The organism is Fibrella aquatilis (assembly GCF_017353255.1).
GTDB classification, from domain to species: domain Bacteria; phylum Bacteroidota; class Bacteroidia; order Cytophagales; family Spirosomataceae; genus Fibrella; species Fibrella aquatilis.
The window spans coordinates 36,540-52,406 of sequence record NZ_JAFMYU010000037.1; the positions used below are offsets into that span (position 1 = coordinate 36,540).

Sequence of the window (15,867 nt, forward strand, 5' to 3'; positions counted from 1 at the left end):
CAATTCTGGTCGAACCCGTCTGCATTACATAAACATTGAGCCTCATCTGTTACTTTATGGTTAACAAGTACGTCTATTAAGGATAAAGTTATAATTTACCATTATTTCATTGTCTTTTATCTGTTTCACGTGCATTGTAGCACACAAACCCCCTTCCTTGTATGGCAGTTAACCTACTAGAAATGGCCAAAGGTTATTTAACCGATGCCGTCATCAATCGCGTTAGTGGATCGCTAAACGAAAGCCCCGAAAACACGCAAAAAGCCCTGACAGGCGCACTACCAGTTTTTTTGAGCGGTCTTATTTCGCGCAGTAGCTCACCCGATGGGCCTGGTTTCCTGACAGGTATGTTGCAGAATTTCATGCAGGGACCTTCGGCTTCTGTCCAGCCACCGGCAGATGAAGACCATACTGCTATGATGCAACAGGGCGGCGGCTTGCTCAACTCGATCTTTGGCTCCAGTTCCGGCCTTATCAGCGGTGCACTGGCCCAGTACGCTGGCGTAAAAAGCGAATCGGCATCGGGGCTGATGGGCATGGCAGGCTCGGTTATTACGGGTTTGCTGGGCCGCCAGATGGGTTCGCAGGGGGCAGGTGGACTGGTTAGCCTGCTGGCCGATCAGCGCGAGGCCGTCACGGCAGCAATGCCATCGGGTCTGTCGTCGCTGATGGGTAATATTCCGGGCCTGAGCGCGCTGGGTGGCCTCACGGGGTCGGCTGGTTCGGCCCTGAGTGGCGTAACGGGAAGCTTGGGTTCAGCCATTGGCGGGGCCAGCAGTGTTGCATCAACAGCTTTCAACGACGTGCGGGGTAGCGCAACCGGTGGAGCAGGCAGTATGGCTAACGATGACCGGGGCGGTAAAGGATTCAATTTCCTACCTTGGGTGTTGGGCGCTATTGCCATTGCCGCACTAGTGTATTTCCTCCGGGGCTGCGGCGACAAGAAAGATTCGACGGCCGTGACCAGTTCTACCATGAACGACACTACTTCGGCTTCGACCCGCGACGTAACCGCTACCGCCGACACCATTGGTAACACAGCCGGTGCCATGATGGACACCGCCAGCAGTGCCGTAGGCGAGGCCGCTGATAAAGTAGGTGATGCCATTTCTGGCGCAGCAGCTTCATTAGGGGCTTTTGGTGCCAAAAAACTGCCCGATGGCGTGGAGTTGAATATCCCGGCCAATGGCGTTGAAAACCGCCTGATCGCCTTCATCGAAGACAAATCGAAAGAAGTTGACAAGAAAACCTGGTTCGATTTCGACCGGCTGCTGTTTGAAACGGGCAGCGCTAAACTCAAGCCCGAATCGCGGGAGCAGTTGCAGAACATGGCCGCCATCCTGAAAGCATATCCGGCAGTGAACCTGAAAATTGGAGGCTATACTGACAATACGGGCAACGCGGCCAACAACAAAAAACTGTCGCAGCAACGCGCCGACGCCGCCATGGCCGAACTGGTAAAACTGGGTGTGAGCAAAACCCGGCTAGAAGCTGAAGGCTACGGTCAGGAGATTCCCATTGCTGACAATAGCACGGCAGAAGGTCGCCAGAAAAACCGCCGCACGTCGGTTCGTATAACGAAGAAATAGCCTCACGCAGCGCAATATACGTTTTGCTATACTGATAAATGGTCTGTTGATGTGGTTCCAACGAACGGCATCGGCAGGCCATTTTTTTTGATTTTGTTTTCAGGGTTTGGCGGATGCTATCTACTGCTACGAGTCGCTAATTTCGCACAGCACCCAAAACAACTTTTCTCTTTTGAACAACCTCCGCCGCACCCTCTACCGTATTCTTGAAACCTCGGCGGGCAACCGGCGTGGCCTGAGCCTATTGTTCAACATAGTGCTCATCACGATTATTACGCTCAATGCCATTGCCATTGTGTTGCACACCGTGCCCGCCTATAATCGGCAATACGCCCGCCTGTTCTACGATTTTGAGCTGTTTTCGGTCGCGTTCTTCACCATCGAATACGGTCTGCGGGCGTGGGTGTGCGTCGAGAATGACCGGTATGAACATTGGTTCTGGGGCCGGCTCCGCTATCTGCTGTCGGCTTCGGCCATTATTGATTTGCTGGCCATCTTGCCCTTCTACGTCACGCTCTTTGCTACCGATTTAGCCATTGTACGTATTCTGAGGCTGTTTCGCATCTTCCGGCTGTTTCGCGTTTCGCGCTACTCCCGCGCCTACCGGATGATTTTGCAGGTGGTGCGCGATAAAAAAGAAGAACTGGTGCTGAGCCTGACCATGGTGGGGTTTATGCTCATCATCATTTCCAGCGTGATGTATTATGTGGAACACCCAGCCCAACCCACTGTGTTCTCCAGTATTCCGGCCACGATGTGGTGGGGCATCAACGCCATGGCCACAGTTGGCTACGGCGACATCCATCCCGTCACGCCCTTCGGTAAGCTGTTGGCTGGCCTATCGGCCGTGCTGGGTATCGCGCTTTTTGCCCTTCCCACCGGTATTCTCGTCTCCGGCTTCACGGAACACATCCGGCATCAGAAAGCCCCCCGCCGCTGTCCACACTGCGGGAAAGAAATGGTGAGAGAATGAAATAGCGAAAGGGTGAAAGAGTGAAAGAGTGGCTGACGCATGGATTTGCTCTTGCGTCAGCCACTCTTTCACCCTTTCGCTCTTTCACCCCTTGTATTATACAAAGACTATAATGTATTATATTTTACATTATTCATATATAACCAAATATTACATTGTTTTATCTGCTTACCACCAATAATAATTCGGCAAAAATTATCTATTACCTTATATTTGTTCAATGACAAAACCACGCGCCAGTACCGCCTGTGAGCTTGCTATTAAACGGAATACAACCTGATAACAACGTTACCTTATGCAACTCAACCGTCGTGACTGGCTCCGGGCTGGTCTTCTTGCGGGTGTTGGCGCTGCCACTGCCCCCGCCGCCTATTGTGAACCATGGCTGGATAAGCCGCTCCGACTGGATGAGCCAGTTCCAGCTAAAAAACCGGCACTGAAGGCCCGGCTGCTGGCCAACGAGAATCCCTACGGCCCCTCGCCAGCGGTGTTGAAAACCATCAACGAAGCCGCGCCCGACGGATATCTCTACGCCATGGACTATGCCAAAGCGTTTAAGGCAATGGTGGCCAAAGAAGAAGGCGTACCCGAAGAGTGCGTGTTGCTGGGTGCTGGTTCGGGCGAGTTGCTCAACGCCACGGCTATGTATTTCGCCTACAAAACCCCCGCTGGTAACAACTTCGTTTATCCCGACCCCACCTTCGATGCCCTGCCGCGCGCCGCCGTCAAGCATGGGATGATAGCCGAAAAAGTGCCCCTCGTGGCCGCTGATGGCTACGACCAGAACCTCCAGAAACTAAGCGACCGCATTTCGGGCAAAACTAGCCTAGTCTACCTCTGCAACCCGAATAACCCCACGGCCATTCTGACCGACCCCGCCAAACTGCGGCAGTTTATTTCGGCCACGGCCGCCAAAACGCCCGTCTTCATCGACGAAGCCTACATCGACTATGTGGCCGACCCCAAAGCTGCCAGTATGGTTGATCTGGTACGGCAGGGGCAGAACGTGATCGTAAGCCGGACTTTCTCGAAAGTGCACGGATTTGCAGGCCTGCGCATTGGCTACCTGCTGGCCAAACCAGAACTGATTGCCCAGATTGCGCCCTTTTCGCCAAACGGTGGTGGCCTTAGCATGACCTCACTCCGAGCTGCCCTGGTAAGCATGCCCGACAAGGAGTTTATCAAATGGTCGCTGGGCAAAACCGCCGAATCGAAAGCATTTCTGGATAAAACGCTGAAGACTAATGGCTACACGCCGCTGCCGTCGTCGGCCAACTTCGTGATGTTCCCGATCCGCATGAAAGGTGAAGATTTCGTAGCCAAAATGTTCGATCAGGGCGTGGGTATACGCCAGTGGAAATTCGATGGCCAGTATTGGTGCCGCGTTAGCCTGGGTACTATGCCCCAAATGCAAGCCTTCGCCGATGGGCTGAAGACGCTGTCATAAGGGTAAAAGAGTGAATGGCGAAAGAGTGAAAGAGTGCCGGACCACACTCTTTCACTCTTTCGCCATTCACTCTTTTTACCTTTACACCTTTATAATCACCTGCTGCCGGTACATGACCCAGAGGATCACGGCCCAGATGCCGACCAGGGTGAGCGCACCAACCAGCGAAGCCAGCGTGGGGTCGGGCACGAGCGGCACAATAAACGACTGGTAGAGATACTCTTTTACGCCGAACGTGCCGCCTTTGGGGTTGGGCAACGTGAACATATTCATGATGCGCGGAATAAGACCCGACAGAAAAAAGACGGTGATCGCGTTAACTCCATATGCTACAAACACGCCACTCCAGCGCCGGTAGCCTTTAAGATCGACGAGGTAGTAACAAATGGCCAGGCAACACATGGCCAACCCGCCCGCCAGCAACACAAACGAACTGGTCCAAAGGCTTTTATTAATTGGAAATACATAATCCACCAACAGGCCAACCCCCGCAATCCAGGCACCTGATAAAAACAAAAACAGTGGTTTGTAGCTCTTCCGGGCCGTTGGGCCGTAGGGGTCATCCTGTAGCCACCAACCCGCCTGCATACCCAGCAACCCCGTCGCAACGGCAGGTAGGGTACTCAGAATACCTTCGGGGTCCCAAATACGCGTGGCGCGATACAGATGGGCGGGTGTAAGTAGAGTCACGTCGAGCCAGGCTGCTATGTTTGTGCCAGGCTCCAGATTGGCATAACCCACCCCCGGCACGGGTATAAGGGTCATAATCAGGTAATAGCCCAGCAGAATTAATGCCGCCAACACAGCCTGCTGACGAGCCGTGTAGCGTAACCAAATCAAGGAACAAACAATGTAGACTAGGCCAATACGTTGTAAGACGCCCGGGATACGGACGTTGGCAAAATCGAAGCGGGGAAATAAATTCAAGAACAGACCCAGCGCAATCAGGGTAAGCCCTCGCCGAATAATTTTTCCCTTCACACCAGGTGTCGACCGGAACTGATTGCGGGCCAGCGGCTGATGACCACGCAGGGCATAAGTAATAGAGACACCAACAATAAAGAGGAAAAAAGGAAAGATAAGGTCGGTGGGGGTCCATCCATTCCAGGGGGCATGTTCCAGGGGGGCATAAATGTGTGCCCAATCGCCGGGATTATTGACCAGGATCATGGCGGCCACAGTTATACCGCGAAAAACATCAAGCGAGCGAAGACGCATACAAGGCTGGGTTCAGAAATCGCCACTTATCGCAGCGCGTTACCAATTATCCAAAAATACAACCCTTTCCCACGGACCGTGCGTAGTTTCAACTAGTTTCCCACGAAAGTTGAGTAAGGCTTTTGCATATAGGACAGCTTGTGGCGCAAGATGTCACCTACCCATTATTAAAGAAGCAGATGACGCCCGTCATTACCATAAACAACCTCCATCAGTTCTACGGCACTACCGAAATTCTGAAGGGAATCAACCTTAGTGTGGCACCTGGCCAGGTGGTAGGCTACATCGGTCCCAACGGCGCAGGTAAATCAACCACGATCAAAACACTCATAGGCCTTCTACCCGACTTTCAGGGCGAGGTGTCGGTGTTGGGCTTAGACCTCCGCACCCAAGCTATGGAAGTGAAACGGCGCATTGGCTACGTACCTGAAAATGCTGCTCTTTATGACCTGCTCACCCCCACTGAGTACCTCCTTTTTGTAGGTCAGCTCTATGAACTGGATACGGTCATGGTCAATAAAAAGGCGGCTGAATTGCTTGACTTGTTTGATCTGAGCCAGCACGCCAACAGCCGCATGAGCACGTTTTCAAAGGGAATGCGCCAGAAGGTACTGCTCATTTCGGGCCTGTTGCACAATCCGGACCTGATTTTCCTGGACGAACCGCTGTCGGGTCTCGATGCGAACACCGTGGTGCTGGTAAAACAGATCATTCGTCAGTTGGCCGATTCGGGTAAGACCGTTTTCTACAGTTCGCACATTATGGATGTAGTAGAAAAACTCTCGGACCGAATCATCATTATCAACGCGGGCCAGATCATCGCCGATGGCACCTTCGCCGAACTACAGGCCACCCGCACCACCTCGCTGGAACAGCTTTTCGGACAACTTACCGGCAACAACACCCAGACCGCCACCGCAGAAGCCTTTATTCAGGCGCTGAATCAATGAGCGAATGAGTGATTGAGTGAATTATCCTACAACGCAAACATGAAAACAGTTACGCTCTGGCTTACTGACCGACTGCCGTTTTTGTGGCGCGGGCTGGGGGTCAACTACACACAACTGCGGGCCATCCTGGGTGTGAAACTCACGCTCGATAATCGACGCCCGGCTACGGTTTTTCAGCGGTGGGACAAAAAAGAAACCGACAGCAACTACAGCTTCTACATTAGTCTGGCCATCTATGCCTTCATGGGCATTTTCGCGGCCCTAATGCTGGCCTTTGTGCCACGAGCCGCGCTGGTACCAGCGGGGGTATTTTTCTTTGGCTACATCATGGTCATCTGCGCGCTCACGCTCATCAACGATTTCTCGTCGGTAGTGCTCGACACGTCTGATAACCAGATTATGCTGTTCCGACCGGTAGATGGGCGCACCATACTGGTTGCCCGTATTATACACGTTATCAGCTACTTATTCACGCTTACGCTGGCCATTTCCATTACCGGCATTGTGGTCATAGGGGTAAGGTTTGGCGTGGGTGCAGGCCTGTTGACACTGCTGCTCAGCCTACTGATGGCCGTGCTGATGGTATTCATTACCAATGTAGTATACCTGGGCCTGATGCAGTTTACGAGCGAAAGAAAGCTGCGCGAATTGATCAACTACGTTCAGATCGTAACGGCCATAGTCTTCTACGCGGGCTTTCAGATCATGCCGCGATTGATCGATAAAGCCAGCTTTAACGAACAATCGTTTTTGTGGAAATGGTGGCATTACCTGCTTCCTCCATACTGGGCCGCTGGTAGCCTGGATATGATCATTAACCACCATGTCGACGCGCCCCATCTGTTGCTGCTGAGCCTAATGCTCTTTATGCCGTTTGCGGGGTTATGGGTCATGGCTCGTGTACTGGCACCCGCCTTCAACCAGAAGCTGGGCAGCCTCGACGCTACCAATAATGCACCAGAACAAGCTGCTTTGGCCCTTTCGGCCTCACCAAAGCCTTCGATAGCCGACCGGCTGGGGGCGTGGCTCACGACCAGTTCAATAGAGCGGGCGGCGTTTTCCTTCGTCTGGCACATCAGCGACCGCGACCGGCAGTTTAAGCTAAAAGCATACCCTCAGCTAGGCTATGGACTGGCTTTTGTGCTATTCACGTCACTGAACAAGGCCGGTTTCATGGGCGGAGCCGAAGGTGTCCCCATCAACCATTTGCTGATTCTGTATATGGGCGTGCTGTTTATGATGGCGGCGATGGGCCTGACGGCGGTATCAGACAATTTCAAAGCCGCCTGGATCTACGCATCGGCCCCCATAACCCGCCCCGGCGAGCTATTGGCTGGGCGGTTCAAAGCCGTTGTAGTGAAATTGATGCTACCCTATTTTGCGCTACTGGCAGGGTATGTTTTCTACCTGAAGGGTCCCGGCGTGGCCTTCGACGTTGTGTTTGCCTTTGTCAACTCGCTGGCCATGCTGCTGATCAGCGAGTTTTTTCAGAAACGACAATTTCCCTTTTCGGCCTCGCAGGATGCCCTCAAGCGCAACATGACTGCCCGTACTTTTATGATTCTACCCGTCTTCGGCCTTGTCGGGTTTCTGCATTGGGGGCTTAGCAAATACATCCCCTACGGTACAGTAGTGGCGCTGCCAATCATGGCCGGTTTTGTCTGGCTGCTTTTCCGGGCTTTCCGCCAAACGTCGTGGGCAGAGATCAGGCAGGACGCATAAAAAAACGCACCGATGCCATCACTTAGAGTAATGGCATCGGTGCGTTTTTTTCTACTAGGCCAACACCATATCGCCCCGGAAGACGGCGCCCGGTTGGGTGGCCTCAAAAGGGTTGGAAATGTGCCATTCAAACTCGTCGCGGAAGTGCCGAATGGCGCTGGCAACTGGCCAGGCAGCGGCATCGCCCAGTGGGCAGATGGTATTGCCTTCTATTTTCCGGGCTACGTCGACCAGCAAATCGATATCGTGCATACTACCGTGGCCGTGCTCAATGCGGTGCAGCACTTTCTCCATCCAGCCGGTGCCTTCGCGGCAGGGGCTACATTGGCCACACGACTCATGGTGGTAGAACCGGCTGAAATTCCAGGTATTGCGCACAATGCAGGCCGTTTCGTCGAACACGATGAACCCGCCCGAACCGAGCATAGTACCCGTCTGAAAACCGCCCTCCGAAAGTGATTCGTAACTCATCAGACGAGGTTCGCCGTTGGCCAGTTTAAGGGCTAAACCAGCGGGCAAAATGGGTACCGACGAACCACCCGCCACCAGGGCTTTCAGGTGATGCCCGTCGCGAATGCCACCGCACCATTCGTCGGAATAAATAAATTCTTCAACCGGCACGCCCAGTTCAATTTCATATACGCCGGGCTTCTTGATATGCCCCGACGCTGAAATCAGTTTGGTACCCGTACTGCGGCCAATACCAATGGCGGCGTAGGCATCGCCACCGTTGTTCATGATCCAGGGCGTGGTAGCAATCGACTCTACGTTGTTCACCACCGTGGGCGACTGATAGAGGCCTTTTACGGCTGGGAAAGGCGGTTTATTGCGCGGATTACCCCGTTTGCCTTCCAACGATTCGAGCAACGCAGTTTCTTCGCCGCAGATATAGGCACCACCTCCAGGCTGCACCACCAGTTCAAGATCGTAGCCGCTGCCCAGGATATTTTTGCCCAGGAAACCAGCCGCTTTAGCTTCGGCAATGGCTTTTTCCAGAATCTTGATGACGTACATCAACTCACCGCGCACATAGATGAACGAGGTGTTGGCCCCCAGCGCAAACGACGACACAATCATCCCCTCAATGAGCAGGTGGGGGATGTTTTTCATCAGATAGTGGTCCTTGAACGTACCCGGCTCTGACTCGTCAGCGTTGCAGACAAGGTAGCGGGGTACGCCTTCGGGCTTGGCCAAGAAGCTCCATTTCATGCCCATCGGGAAACCGGCACCGCCACGCCCCCGAACACCTGCTTTTTTCACCTCCTCTACCACGGCTTCGGGCGTCATAGTCTTAATCGCCTTTTCAACAGCCGTATAACCACCCTGCTTCCGGTACACATCGAAGGTTTCGATGCCGGGAACGTTAATGTGTTCGGTTAATATTTTCTTGCCCATAACGAAAGGTTAGTTAGACAGTTCATCGATGATTTCATCGACGCGCTCATTGGTCAGGTTTGTGTAGTATTTCTCCCGAATCTGGAATACAGGTCCCATGCCGCAAGCCGCCAGGCATTCCACTTCTTTCAATGTAAACCGACTGTCGGGGGTAGTCTGCCCTGTTTCAATGCCCAGCTTTTGCTTCAGGTGGGCATACACTTCTTCACCACCCATCAGGCAGCAAGGGCCAGTCCGACAATATTCGATCACATGCTTACCAACCGGCTCCAGATGGTACATGGTGTAGAATGACGCTACCTCATACACCTCAATCGGCTGAATATCGAGCATGGTGGCTACGTAATCCATGCCTTCGGGGCTGGTCCAGCCTTCTTGTTCCTGCAAAATGTGCAACAAGGGCAACAAGGCCGATTTCTGCTTACCCGCCGGATATTGCGCAATCACGGCTTTCGCCTGCGCCAATCGCTCAGGCGTAAATTCAATGGTATTTGTCGTGTTGGAAGTATTCATTGGTGTTTACGCGTCCAGTTCGCCGGCAATTACGTTTAGGCTACTCATGATCACGATAGCGTCTGACAGGGTTGTGCCTTTGCACATTTCCGGAAAAGCCTGATAATAAATGAAACTTGGCCGACGGAAGTGTAGGCGGTATGGCGCCCGCCCACCGTCGCTGATAAGGTAGAAACCCAGTTCGCCATTGCCCCCCTCCACAGCGTGGTATACCTCGCCTACGGGTGCATCAATTTCGCCCATCACGATCTTGAAGTGATAGATCAACGCCTCCATATTCTTGTACACCTCCTGCTTTGGTGGCAGGTAATAATCTGGAGCATCGGCGTAGTAGGGACCTTCGGGGAGCTTGTCTAGCGCCTGCTCAATAATGCGCAGACTCTGCCAGATTTCTTCGTTACGAACCATAAACCGGTCGTAGGTATCGCCGCTTTCGCCCACAGGAATCTCAAACTCGAAATCTTCGTACGACGAATACGGGTTCATTACACGCACATCGTAGTCAACACCCGCTGCACGTAGGTTTGGCCCAGTAAAGCCGTAATTCAACGCCCGCTCGCCGGTAATTGGCCCTACGTCGACCACACGGTCCATAAAGATGCGGTTGCGGTTAAAGAGCTTTTCAAACTCTTTCATCACCGGCGGGAAGTCCTTCAAAAACTTACGAATTTTCCGAATTGCCTCGGCAGACAAGTCGCGTTCCATACCCCCGATCCGGCCCATGTTGGTGGTCAGGCGGGCACCACACATCTCTTCGTAGATTTCGTAGATATTTTCGCGCTCTTCAAACAGGTACAGGAAACCCGTAAACGCACCCGTGTCAACGCCCAGGATGCCGTTGCAGATGAGATGATCCGAAATGCGGGCCAGTTCCATCATGATCACCCGGATATAGTCGGCGCGTTTGGGTGTTTTCACACCCAGCAGCTTTTCTACGGTCATCATCCAGCCCAGATTGTTGATCGGCGACGAACAGTAGTTCATCCGATCGGTGAGGGTGGTGATCTGGTAGAAAGGGCGGCGTTCAGCAATTTTTTCAAACGCCCGGTGGATATAACCAATCGTCTGCTCGCCCGACACGATCTTCTCGCCATCCATTTGCAGGATGTTCTGAAAAATACCATGCGTGGCGGGGTGCGTTGGCCCCAGGTTCAACGTGGTCAGTTCGTTGACGTACTGAATTGGCCCTTCCGGGGTGGCGGGGGTGTTGCGTGCCCCCACGGCATCGATACTAAGATCTTCAGTTGTCATAAATTGAATGAGTAAATGAGTGACGGTCCAACCATTCGCTCACCGATACGTCGGACCGTCACTCATTTACTAATTAGTTTCACCGCCCAAACAGGGCATCAATTTTGTCTTCGCGGGTGCCGTCTTCCAGGGGGTATTGCTTGCGCATGGGGTGATAATCCATCTCCTCCATGTTCAAAATCCGGGTTAGGTTGGGGTGCCCGTCAAACAGGATTCCGTAGAAATCAAATGTCTCACGCTCCATCCAGTTGGCCGACGCATAGAGCACCGTAGCTGAAGGGACGTGGATGTCAGCCTCAGACACAAACACTTTAATTCGTATTCTGAAATTGTTGACCAGGCTGTGTACGTGATAGACCACGCAAAACTCCTGCCCAGCGTTGTCGGGGTAGTGCACACCCGTCAGGTCGGTCAGAAACGACACTTTGTAGGTTTTGTGGTCTTTCAGGTACTGAAGCAATGGAATAATCTGTTCGCGCGTGGTGGTCAGCGTGAGCAAACCAAACGGCTCATCGAGGTCGGTAACATAGTCGCCAAACTGGCGAACAAGTTCCTGGGCAACTTCCTGGTTGGTCATTAGTGAATGAGCGAAAGAATGAAAGAGCGAAAGAGTGCTCGCGTCGCCATGTGCTGATACAAACGCTCTTTCACTCTTTAGCTCTTTCGCAATTATTGAATGCCGTATGAATTGAGCAGCAGTTGATATTCATCGGTGTTGCGGCGGCGCGTCGATTCGTTGCGGGCCATTTCCTGAATTTGCATCAGGCCGTCGATCACCTGCTCGGGGCGGGGCGGGCAACCCGGAATATACACGTCTACGGGAATAATCCGGTCGATGCCCTGAAGCACGCTGTAGGTGTCGAATATGCCGCCGCTGCTGGCGCAGGCACCCATGGCAATCACCCAGCGGGGTTCAGCCATTTGCAGATACACTTGTTTCACAATGGGTGCCATTTTTTTGGCAATGGTACCCATCACCATCAACAGGTCGGCCTGCCGGGGCGAAAAGCTGGGACGTTCAGAACCAAACCGTGCGAAGTCGTAGTGTGAGGCCATTGAGGCCATAAACTCAATTCCACAGCAGGAAGTGGCAAACGGCAACGGCCAAAGCGAATTAGCCCGCGCCATACCTACCACTTTATCCAAGGATGTAGCAAAGAACCCGGCACCTTCGTGGCCTTCGGGTGCCTCCACCATTTTAACAGATGACGTCATTGTGTGTTTGTTGATACTGTTATTCCCACTTCAAAACACCCTTGCGAATCACATAATAAAAGCCCGCCAGCAGCAGCCCCATAAACAGGATCATCTGTATGAAGCCCTCCTGCCCTAGCTGCATGAAGTTAACAGCCCAAGGATACATGAAAATAACCTCTACGTCGAAAAGAACGAAAAGAATAGCCACCAGAAAGTACTTGATTGAGATTGGGGCACGCGCATCGCCCTGAGCTGGAATACCACACTCGAAGGGGTCATCTTTCTTAACGCTATGACGTTTGGGACCGATACTATGCGTCACAAGCATGGTGACAATAATAAACCCTAGGGCCAGACCTAACTGGATAAAAATAGGAATGTAATCGGAGGGTAAATACGACGCTGTATTCATAGAGAGCAGGGACAAAAACGACCGCAAGTTAGCTATAAAAGGAACATAGTTGATGACAGTTCCGTGCCATAGAGTTGCCCCGGAGACCATAAAAAAGCCCTCTTTAGGAGGGCTCTAGTACAACTCAAACTAAAAACAGCCTCAAGGAATAATCAGCACCCGGCGGGCTACGTTAAAGCCCTGCGACCGAACCCGTACAACGTATTGCCCCGCAGTGAGGCCCTGCACGTTGATTACTTTTCGCTCATTGAACGAAGCTACTTTTGCCGAATAAACCGTCTGGCCCGCCAGGGTAGCAATAGTAATATCAGCGTTTTGAAGGTCTTCAATGGTTTCAATGGCGATAACCCCGTTCGACGATGGGTTGGGATAAACGTTCATGCCGCCACCAGCGTCGCCGGTAGTATACTGCAACTCATTCGAGAAGTTTGAGTAGCATGTGATACTACCACTGGGCAGAGTGAATACGGCCTTTGCCCGCGCCGAATAAGGCCCTGAGTTGACCGCTTTGGCTGTGGAGCCATTTTGGTTGTTTAAAAACTGCGTTCCCCGTCGCCAGTCGAACTGCTCATTGTTGGGGAAACCCGGCAGGTTAGCCTGGAGCGTGAAAGCCCCAACCTGCTCAATGGTAGGCGTAATTAGTTTGGGCCGTATTACCAGCGAGATGCCCGTCGACGTGGTTGATTTACAGCCATATGTATTCACCGCCTGCACCGAATAGGTACCAGCCGTGGCTACATTGATTGTACGCTGCGTACTGCCATTGCTCCAGACAGCCTGCGACTGAGGTGTCACGTTGGCTACTAACGACAGCACCGAGTCGGCACAAACCTGTTGCTGAGTCGCCGCAACGGCAGTTCCCTGCTGGGCTACTGATACGGTAGGCACGGTTGGTTGAATAGGGTTGCTCACCTCTACCACCGGCGATAGGTATGTATTGCCCGAACCGTCTTTTAGCTTTGCCTGATACACACCTGGCTGGGTAATGGTAATGGCACGCCCCGTTTGTCCCGTACGCCACTCATAGCTTTGGTAACCTGTTGGCAGGCTCACCGATACACTATTATTGGTCGGACCACAGTTGACGGTTGCCACAGGTTGCGCTTGTGGCAGCAGGGGAATAGAGCCAACAAAAAAAGATGCACTCATACTCTCGTACCAGGCTTGGGCCAACTGCAATAGCCCATCGCCCGAAAAGTGAATACCATCAGGGCGATTTGGCTGAATCACGTCGGTAAAAGGACCGGCATAGACGTTATTGTTAAACGTGTTGATGACCGACGTTTGGGCGTTTGTAAACTTGGTATTATTACTGTAGATAAATCCACAGGCCTTCTCGCAGTCTTTGTTGCCTTTGCAGCCACTGATACAGTTGCCGTCTGGAAAGCCAATTCGTGACGAACGAGCCAACACCCAGGCTGGATAGCGCCGCGTATCGGAACGCGTTTTATCGACTAGCGTCTGCATGGCCGCCCGGTACTCTTCCTGGGTGAATTTGAGAGCATCGTTGTTCTGGTCGAGCAGGTTGTCATTTTCGCCCTGCTGCCACAAAACAGCTCGCATACCCTGTAGCGAACAATAATAGCGCAGCGCTATACGCAGATTAGCGTAGGGCATTCCCTTTGGAAAAAGCTCATTGGGTGTACCCAGGGCAAAAATGTTTTTGGTGTACTTATCGTCGAAGCTCTCAATCCAGTTGCGAATCGAGGTTGCCTCCCAAGCTGTGTTGATAAACAGAACAGGCACATTGTACTGTTGCGCCAGTAAGTCACCTAACTTACCCCAGCACCAGGCACTTTGCCCGCGCGGGCCAATAATCGAGTTAGCACCCAGTTGCTCGAACGTTGGCGACGGCGGGTCGGCTAGCGAATTGGCTACAATGTTGTTATAGGTTACGCAGTTCACCCGATCATCGGCAGCTGACGCGGCACCGTAGTCTAGAAAACCCTGTGCGTTGGATTGCCCCGTGATAATGAACACTTCGCCAATACCCACTTTGCGGATTACGTCCTGCGCAATGACCTTACCGTTCTGAAAAGCCTGTACCTCCAGCCTATACCAGCCGCCTGACCCTTGCACCGACCCCTGAAATACACTGCCCTGAGGGTTTCGCTGAAAGGTAGCCCAGGAAGTGTTAATACCTTGCCCGACTACTTCAGCCACCAACCGGGCCTGTAGGCTATCAACGGCCTGGTAATAGGTACCTGACAGAAAGATCGTACTCTTGTTGTCGTTGTTTCGTTGAAAAACAGCCCGACTTTCGGGGTATGTAATTTTTATGCCTGTTTGCGCCAGCGCACTTGTGGTAGACAGGCCAAATAAACATGCGTATAAAATCCGACGCATACACGTTCGTTTCATTAGTGAATTAAACCCGACACAGCCAGGTGATTCGGTCATTGTCATGCACAGCAATTAGTGCACACAATGCCTTGCTTTCGGTCTTCAGAACCGTAAAAGTAACGCAAAATGCCCGTTATTATTACTGGCCTATCTGGATGCGCTTCGAGGTTTTCAACCCCGTAGACTGTAATTGCAGGATGTACGGGCCAGGTAGCAGCATATATAGTTGAAGCTGCTTTCGTTCGCCTAGCGTGGTAGCATCTGTTTTATAAACCACCTGTCCTGAAAGTGTATAGATGGTGATAGCCGCATTTGACAGATCTTCCAGGCTTTCAATTAAAAAGTTGCCATCCGGGCTAGGGTTCGGGTAGATGCTCAGCGCCTCACCATTGGTGGGCAACGCGTAATCGTATGGCGTAGATGGTAATGATAAACAGACCAATGTAGGCGAATACGTGTTCGCCGTTCGCACAGAATACTGTCCACTCTGTGTAACCCGCAATTGAGCCGTAGCTACCGTGAGCGAATCAGTACCACGTCGCCAATAATAACGCTCATTGGCAGGTGCACCGCTGGCTTCGAGCAAAAATGTACCAACTTGTTGTAACATGGGTGGGGCTGGACGAGGGCGGGTGGCGGTAAGAATAAAGCCACTATTAGGCGAAAGGCACCCGTTGTTGTCGCGGGTACGGGCGCTAAACGTCCCTCCCTGTCTGACAATCAGCACCTGCGTGGAATCGCCGGTTGACCAGATCGTGCGGAACGGCGAGTTGGACTGTAATGTCACAAAATCGCCATCGCAGAAAATCAACTGCCCTTTTGCTGTGATCACTGGCGGGCTGGGTAGCGGATTAACT

At 52.5% G+C, this 15,867-nt stretch carries 14 protein-coding genes; 5 read left to right on the plus strand and 9 right to left on the minus strand.

The window, feature by feature from the left end; translation table 11 throughout:
• The first annotated feature begins 161 nt into the window (after window positions 1–161).
• The 3 genes from J2I48_RS27340 to J2I48_RS27350 all read left to right on the plus strand — a co-directional run bounded on the left by J2I48_RS27340 (window position 162) and on the right by J2I48_RS27350 (window position 4,009).
• Entirely contained in the window at window positions 162–1,589 is a 1,428-nt protein-coding gene (locus J2I48_RS27340; RefSeq protein ID WP_207338721.1) for an OmpA family protein, read from the plus strand.
• Window positions 1,590–1,761: 172 nt separating this feature from the next.
• Window positions 1,762–2,562, plus strand: a complete 801-nt coding sequence (locus tag J2I48_RS27345; RefSeq protein ID WP_207338722.1) for an ion transporter — start codon at window positions 1,762–1,764, stop codon at window positions 2,560–2,562.
• A 295-nt stretch (window positions 2,563–2,857) separates the two neighbouring features.
• Window positions 2,858–4,009: a pyridoxal phosphate-dependent aminotransferase gene (locus tag J2I48_RS27350; RefSeq protein WP_207338723.1), complete on the plus strand. Its 1,152-nt coding sequence runs from the start codon at window positions 2,858–2,860 to the stop codon at window positions 4,007–4,009.
• A gap of 81 nt (window positions 4,010–4,090) precedes the next feature.
• Here J2I48_RS27350 and J2I48_RS27355 read toward each other — a convergent pair whose 3' ends face one another.
• On the minus strand, window positions 4,091–5,227 hold the full coding sequence (locus J2I48_RS27355) for an acyltransferase family protein (RefSeq protein WP_207338724.1): 1,137 nt from the start codon (window positions 5,225–5,227) through the stop codon (window positions 4,091–4,093).
• Between the two features lie 179 nt (window positions 5,228–5,406).
• Here J2I48_RS27355 and J2I48_RS27360 point away from each other — a divergent pair, with 179 nt between their 5' ends.
• Window positions 5,407–6,177: an ABC transporter ATP-binding protein gene (locus J2I48_RS27360; RefSeq protein ID WP_207338725.1), complete on the plus strand. Its 771-nt coding sequence runs from the start codon at window positions 5,407–5,409 to the stop codon at window positions 6,175–6,177.
• Between the two features lie 39 nt (window positions 6,178–6,216).
• Window positions 6,217–7,899 carry a hypothetical protein gene (locus J2I48_RS27365; protein ID WP_207338726.1) on the plus strand — a complete coding sequence of 561 codons (1,683 nt, stop codon included), beginning with the start codon at window positions 6,217–6,219 and terminating at the stop codon, window positions 7,897–7,899.
• 54 nt (window positions 7,900–7,953) lie between these two features.
• Here J2I48_RS27365 and nuoF read toward each other — a convergent pair whose 3' ends face one another.
• The 8 genes from nuoF to J2I48_RS27405 form a co-directional block, all read right to left on the minus strand.
• Window positions 7,954–9,294, minus strand: coding sequence for an NADH-quinone oxidoreductase subunit NuoF (gene nuoF, locus J2I48_RS27370; protein ID WP_207338727.1), 1,341 nt, complete (start codon window positions 9,292–9,294; stop codon window positions 7,954–7,956).
• 9 nt (window positions 9,295–9,303) lie between these two features.
• Window positions 9,304–9,807, minus strand: a complete 504-nt coding sequence (gene nuoE / locus J2I48_RS27375; RefSeq protein WP_207338728.1) for an NADH-quinone oxidoreductase subunit NuoE — start codon at window positions 9,805–9,807, stop codon at window positions 9,304–9,306.
• Window positions 9,808–9,813: 6 nt separating this feature from the next.
• The gene (locus J2I48_RS27380; RefSeq protein WP_207338729.1) at window positions 9,814–11,058 is read right to left on the minus strand and encodes an NADH-quinone oxidoreductase subunit D; all 1,245 of its coding nucleotides are present in this window, start codon (window positions 11,056–11,058) and stop codon (window positions 9,814–9,816) included.
• Window positions 11,059–11,137: 79 nt separating this feature from the next.
• Complete coding sequence (locus J2I48_RS27385; protein ID WP_207338730.1) at window positions 11,138–11,635, minus strand: NADH-quinone oxidoreductase subunit C; 498 nt, start codon at window positions 11,633–11,635, stop codon at window positions 11,138–11,140.
• A gap of 92 nt (window positions 11,636–11,727) precedes the next feature.
• Entirely contained in the window at window positions 11,728–12,273 is a 546-nt protein-coding gene (locus J2I48_RS27390) for an NADH-quinone oxidoreductase subunit B (RefSeq protein WP_207338731.1), read from the minus strand.
• Between the two features lie 19 nt (window positions 12,274–12,292).
• Window positions 12,293–12,667, minus strand: a complete 375-nt coding sequence (locus J2I48_RS27395) for an NADH-quinone oxidoreductase subunit A (RefSeq protein ID WP_207338732.1) — start codon at window positions 12,665–12,667, stop codon at window positions 12,293–12,295.
• Between the two features lie 141 nt (window positions 12,668–12,808).
• Window positions 12,809–15,013, minus strand: coding sequence for a T9SS type A sorting domain-containing protein (locus J2I48_RS27400; protein WP_207338733.1), 2,205 nt, complete (start codon window positions 15,011–15,013; stop codon window positions 12,809–12,811).
• A gap of 136 nt (window positions 15,014–15,149) precedes the next feature.
• On the minus strand, window positions 15,150–15,867 hold a 718-nt coding region (locus tag J2I48_RS27405), incomplete at its 5' end, for a T9SS type A sorting domain-containing protein (RefSeq protein ID WP_207338734.1).